The sequence below is a fragment of the Rhizobacter sp. P1_G5 genome, assembly GCF_056405435.1.
On record NZ_JBFUCB010000866.1, the window covers coordinates 1 to 1,960 of the forward strand.

The window sequence follows — 1,960 nt, forward strand, 5'->3', positions numbered from 1 at the left end:
CGGCAAAGCCGGTTCCACGGCGTCCGCTGGATCAAGGCACCCATATGGCTGAGACGAAACGACCTTTGACGATCAGGATGCACGATCTCGACAACGTCGCGATCGTGGCCAACGATGGCGGGCTGCCCGCCGGCACCGTGCTGGACGGCGGCCTGGTGCTGCGCGATGCGGTGCCGCAGGGCCACAAGGTGGCGCTGGTCGACCTGCCGGCCGGCGCGCCGGTGCTGCGCTACCACGTGAGCATCGGCCTGGCCGCCAAGGACATCCCGGCCGGCAGCTGGGTGCACGAGCGSCTGCTGCAGATGCCCGAGGCGCGCGAGCTGACCGGCCTGCCGATGGCCACGCGCGCTGCGCCGCCGATGCCGGCGCTCGAGGGCCACACCTTCGAGGGCTTCCGCAACGCCGACGGCTCGGTGGGCACGCGCAACATCCTCGCGATCACGACGACGGTGCAGTGCGTGGCCGGCGTCGTCGATTTCGCGGTGCAGCGCATCAAGGCCGAGCTGCTGCCGCGCTACCCGAACGTCGACGACGTGGTCGGGCTGGAGCACACCTATGGCTGCGGCGTCGCGATCGACGCGCCCGACGCCATCATTCCGATCCGCACGCTGCGCAACATCAGCCTGAACCCGAACTTCGGCGGCGAGGTGATGGTGGTGAGCCTGGGCTGCGAGAAGCTGCAGCCCGAGCGGCTGCTGCCGCCGGGCACGATCGCGATCCGCGACGAGCGCGGCGGAGACTCGACGACAGCCGAGGCGCTCGACGTGGTCTGCCTGCAGGCGGAGGCGCACGTGGGCTTCATGTCGATGATCGACTCGATCATGGCGACGGCGCGCACGCACCTGGAGCGGTTGAACCGCCGCCGCCGCGAGACCTGCCCGGCCAGCGACCTGGTGGTGGGCGTGCAGTGCGGCGGCAGCGATGCGTTCAGCGGCGTCACCGCGAACCCGGCGGTCGGCTTCGCGACCGACCTGCTGGTGCGTGCCGGTGCCAGCGTGATGTTCTCGGAGACCACCGAGGTGCGCGACGGCATCGCACAGCTCACCGCGCGCGCCGCGACGCCCGAGATCGCCGAGGCGATGGTGCGCGAGATGGCCTGGTACGACGCCTACCTGCAGAAGGGCCGCGTCGATCGCAGTGCGAACACGACGCCGGGCAACAAGAAGGGCGGGCTGTCGAACATCGTCGAGAAGGCGATGGGCTCGATCGTCAAGAGCGGCAGTGCGCCGATCACCGGCGTGCTGTCACCGGGCGAGAAGCTCGCGACCAAGGGCCTCACCTACGCGGCCACGCCGGCCAGCGATTTCATCTGCGGCACGCTGCAGCTGGCGGCCGGCATGAACCTGCACATCTTCACGACCGGCCGCGGCACGCCGTACGGCCTGGCCGAGTGCCCGGTGATCAAGGTGGCGACGCGCAGCGACCTGGCGCGGCGCTGGCATGACCTGATGGATGTGAACGCCGGACGCATTGCCGACGGCGACGCGACGATCGAAGACGTGGGCTGGGAACTGTTCCACCTGATGCTCGAGGTGGCGAGCGGCCGCACGAAGACCTGGGCGGAGCGCTGGAAGCTTCACAACGCGCTGGTGCTGTTCAACCCGGCGCCGGTGACCTGATCGACGCGGCGCTTGCGCAGCAGCTGCTTCAGCCTCGACAGCAGCGCGGCGCCGGCCACGGCGCACAGCAGCCCGATGCCGGCGAAGATGACGGCGTTGCGGACGATGTCCACGCAACGGATCGTGCTGACGGGTTCTTCGGCCTGTGTCATGAAGAAGCTGATGTGCATCACCGAGATGACGCCGACGGTGATGCAGAAGAGCAGCCGGGGAACCTCGCGCCACAGCGTCTGCGGGGGGCGCATCGCTTCAGGCGGCGGAAGCGGGAGCGGCTCCAGCGGCGGGAGCAATTCAGCCAGCTCCAGTGTCGTCAGCCCGGAGGGTCCGCGACGCTCCGGGTC

General features: G+C 69.7%; 2 protein-coding genes. One reads left to right on the plus strand and one right to left on the minus strand.

All coding sequences use genetic code 11. The features are described from left to right. Nucleotides 1-44: 44 nt before the first annotated feature. Complete coding sequence (garD, locus tag AC1D12_RS32080) at nt 45-1,619, plus strand: galactarate dehydratase (RefSeq protein WP_477845204.1); 1,575 nt, start codon at nt 45-47, stop codon at nt 1,617-1,619. Here garD and AC1D12_RS32085 read toward each other — a convergent pair. After that, the coding region (locus AC1D12_RS32085) for a hypothetical protein (protein ID WP_477845205.1) at nt 1,577-1,960 on the minus strand (384 nt) is incomplete at its 5' end. The genes garD and AC1D12_RS32085 overlap by 43 nt on opposite strands.